Source organism: uncultured Allobosea sp. (assembly GCF_945956895.1).
In the GTDB taxonomy this organism is placed as follows: Bacteria; Pseudomonadota; Alphaproteobacteria; order Rhizobiales; family Beijerinckiaceae; genus Allobosea.
Genome location: NZ_CAMFJF010000154.1, coordinates 1 through 3,139 on the forward strand (window position 1 = coordinate 1; position 3,139 = coordinate 3,139).

General features: G+C 65.3%; 4 protein-coding genes and 1 pseudogene. 4 read left to right on the forward strand and 1 reads right to left on the reverse strand.

Annotated elements, in window-relative coordinates:
- Positions 1–509 precede the first annotated feature (509 nt).
- Positions 510–860, forward strand: a complete 351-nt coding sequence (locus Q0Q02_RS23650) for an Atu4866 domain-containing protein (protein WP_293813264.1) — start codon at positions 510–512, stop codon at positions 858–860.
- A gap of 78 nt (positions 861–938) precedes the next feature.
- On the opposite strand, the gene Q0Q02_RS23655 is transcribed toward Q0Q02_RS23650, so the two are convergent.
- On the reverse strand, positions 939–1,550 hold the full coding sequence (locus Q0Q02_RS23655) for an NAD(P)-dependent oxidoreductase (protein ID WP_293813266.1): 612 nt from the start codon (positions 1,548–1,550) through the stop codon (positions 939–941).
- A gap of 127 nt (positions 1,551–1,677) precedes the next feature.
- Here Q0Q02_RS23655 and Q0Q02_RS23660 point away from each other — a divergent pair, with 127 nt between their 5' ends.
- The 3 genes and pseudogenes from Q0Q02_RS23660 to Q0Q02_RS23670 form a co-directional block, all read left to right on the forward strand.
- The gene (locus Q0Q02_RS23660; RefSeq protein ID WP_293813267.1) at positions 1,678–2,046 is read left to right on the forward strand and encodes a helix-turn-helix domain-containing protein; all 369 of its coding nucleotides are present in this window, start codon (positions 1,678–1,680) and stop codon (positions 2,044–2,046) included.
- A gap of 199 nt (positions 2,047–2,245) precedes the next feature.
- The gene (rpsO, locus tag Q0Q02_RS23665) at positions 2,246–2,515 is read left to right on the forward strand and encodes a 30S ribosomal protein S15 (RefSeq protein ID WP_047579443.1); all 270 of its coding nucleotides are present in this window, start codon (positions 2,246–2,248) and stop codon (positions 2,513–2,515) included.
- Between the two features lie 334 nt (positions 2,516–2,849).
- Positions 2,850–3,139, forward strand: a pseudogene (locus tag Q0Q02_RS23670) (polyribonucleotide nucleotidyltransferase); the annotation flags it as partial.

The window sequence follows — 3,139 nt, forward strand, 5'->3', positions numbered from 1 at the left end:
CGCCAATGGCGGCAACGGCCGGGCCAGCGATTCAGGTTGGGAGGAGTTCTGAGGCGACGAGCCTCCGAACATCCTCGCACACGATAGCGCGGCGCCCCAAAAGGGCGCCGCATGCGTTTAGGGCTCCAGTTGGCGCCGCCCCGATCCCGTCCGGCACCATCGCCGTCATCCCGGGCTTGACCCGGGATCCATCGCAGGGCGCCGCGCTCTACGATGGATCCCTGATCTCCGCTGCGCTCCGTCCGGGATGACGCTGTGCAATTGGCTCTGCTGGCGTTGCCCGGAGAAATTTTTACGCACCGCCCCTTGTCGGGGCGCTTGATCGGCCTATCTCCGTGACAGGCGCCGGGGCTTTGCTCCATCACGACGCCGCCCTCGCAAACAGATTCGTGACGTTCCTCGGCCGACTCGCTGGAGTCGATCGATGCCGCACCGCTTGCTGACAGGTCCCGACGGGGATGTCTGCGACAAGCGGTTTCAGCCGTCACTACAACAGGGAGACGAAAACCATGCAGATCAGCCAGGTTCTTCAGGCTCTCGGCCAGTTCGCTTCCGGCTTCGCGCCGGCCAGCCGTACCGTCCGCCCGCTCGAGATCGATTTCGACACCGCCGACACGCCCGGCCCCTTCGAGCAGGCCGCCATCGGCCAGTGGAAGACCGAGGATGGGTCGATCCTGATCGACCTCAGGCCCGACGGTCAGTTCCACAAGGCGAAACCCGCCGCCGGCGCCAAGCATGTCGGCCGCTATGCGGTCGATCGCTCGAAACTCTATTTCGAGGGCGAGACCGGCTGGGTCGCGCTCGGGAAGCTGAAGCGCGGCACGCTCAGCATCGGCGAAAAGCGCTTCCGCAAGGCATAATCGCGATCACGAGCCGCCAATAAAGAAGGGCCGCGCCTCCCGATGGAGGTGCGGCCCTTTTCTTATAGGCGCGAGAAATCAGTAGCCGACCGTGAAGCGGCGACGGCCATGCGCGGGCTTCTCCAGCTCGTCGACGAGCGCGATCGCGTAGTCCTCGGCCGAGATCGAGCTGTTGCCCTTGGCATCGACCAGAAGCTGCTCGGTCCCGAGACGGAACTTGCCGGTGCGCTCGCCCGGCTGGATCAAGGCCGAAGGCGAGAGGCAGGTCCAGTCCAGATCCTGTTCCTGCTTCAGCAGATCGAGGAAGACGCCGCCCTTCCGGGCTTCGTCGAGATAGACGGCTGGGAATTGCGGGGTATCGGACAGCTTCACGCCCGGCGCGGCCTCGAGGCTGCCGGCGCCGCCGACGACGAGATAACGCTTCACGCCAGACTGCCGGACCGCCGCGAGCAGGATCTGCGGATCGCTGGCGGTGAAATGCACGGCGCTGATCGCCGCATCATGGCCGGCGATGAGCTTGGCAAGCCCGTCCTTGTCGAAGACATCGCCCTTGACGGCGGTGACGCCCGGCAGGGCGGCTACCTTCCCGGGATTGCGGGTGATGGCGGTGACGGCATGGCCGCGGGCGGAGAGTTCGGTCAGCAGGCGCGAACCGATGAATCCGCTGGCGCCGATCAATGCGACTTTCATGACAAGGGCTCCTTGTTGTGGTATCTAGTGGATACCTACACTCCAATGGAACCTACCTGATCCTGCCGCGCCGCCCCGTAAAGAAGGCACTTTCAAGCGACATGGTCACCTCCGGGAAACCGCCATGCTGAAACGCCCCGACCCTTTCCAGGCCTTGTGCCCGACGCGGCGCGTGCTCGACCGCATCGGCGATACCTGGGCCGTGCTGATCCTGATCGCGCTCGACGACGGCACCCTGCGCTTCAACGAACTCCGGCGCCGGATCGAGAACATCTCGCAGAAGATGCTGTCGCAGACGCTGAAGAGCCTGGAGCGCGACGGGCTGGTGCGTCGCGAGGTTTTCGCGACGGTGCCTGTCACCGTCGAGTATTCGCTGACCGAGCTCGGGCGGACGCTGGCGCAGACGGTGAACCAGCTCACGCTCTGGGCCGAGGCGCATATCGGCGAGGTCGAGGCGGCGCAGCAGCGCTACGACCGCGGCGAGGCCTCCGCCTAGCGGCCGGTCAAGCGCCTCGCGCCCAGTCCTGACTCCGCAACGCTGGCGTTTCCCCCGATTTCGTGTATATGCCCGGGCAACCGGCTTAACCAGCCGGCGGCGCGACCCCTCCTTGATGAGGCGGCTCGCGGGCTTCGGACCTCGCTGGACGACATCCCGGCCTGGCCCGCCAGATCAACCCGAACACGAGGATCTCCCGATGTCGATCACTGCCGAGCGCAAGACCGCGCTGCTCCAGGAATACGCTACCAAGCCGAACGACACCGGCTCGCCGGAAGTTCAGGTCGCGATCCTGACCGAGCGCATCACCAACCTGACCGGCCATTTCAAGTCGCATGCGAAGGACAACCATTCGCGCCGCGGCCTGCTCAAGCTGGTCTCCCAGCGCCGTTCCCTGCTCGACTACCTCAAGGGCAAGGACCAGGCTCGCTACAAGACGCTGATCGAACGGCTCGGCATCCGCCGCTGATCGAAAGCTGATGGTTTCCGCCCGGTGCGATCTGCTCCGGGCGGCTCCTTTTCGGGCAAGGCCGCTAGATCATCGCGCGTCCTTTCGGACGCGATAACGATGACCTACCAAGCCATTACAACATCGGAAAAATCCGATGTTGTGGGGGCGCCTGCCTAACTGCCGCGGCGGCCGCATGGGGCGGCCCTCCCGCGTGACCCGCCGGGCGCCCAAGACGTCCATGGCAGGATCGCCGAGCGCTCGGGCGCATTCCTTTTACATCCGAGCGTTCTGCCGTCTTGCCCATGGGCCTGAAGGCACCGGACGGGTCGAAACCCGACCGAAAGAAAAATCCATGTTCGACATCCAAACCGAAGAACTGATCTGGGGCGGCCGCAAGCTCGTCCTCGAAACCGGCAAGGTCGCCCGCCAGGCCGACGGCGCCGTGATGGCCACCTATGGCGAGACCGTCGTGCTCGCGACCGTCGTCTCGGCCAAGGAGCCGAAGCCCGGCTTCGACTTCTTCCCGCTGACCGTGAACTACCAGGAAAAGACCTTCGCGGCCGGCCGCATTCCCGGCGGCTATTTCAAGCGCGAAGGCCGTCCGAGCGAGAAGGAGACGCTGGTCTCCCGCCTGATCGACCG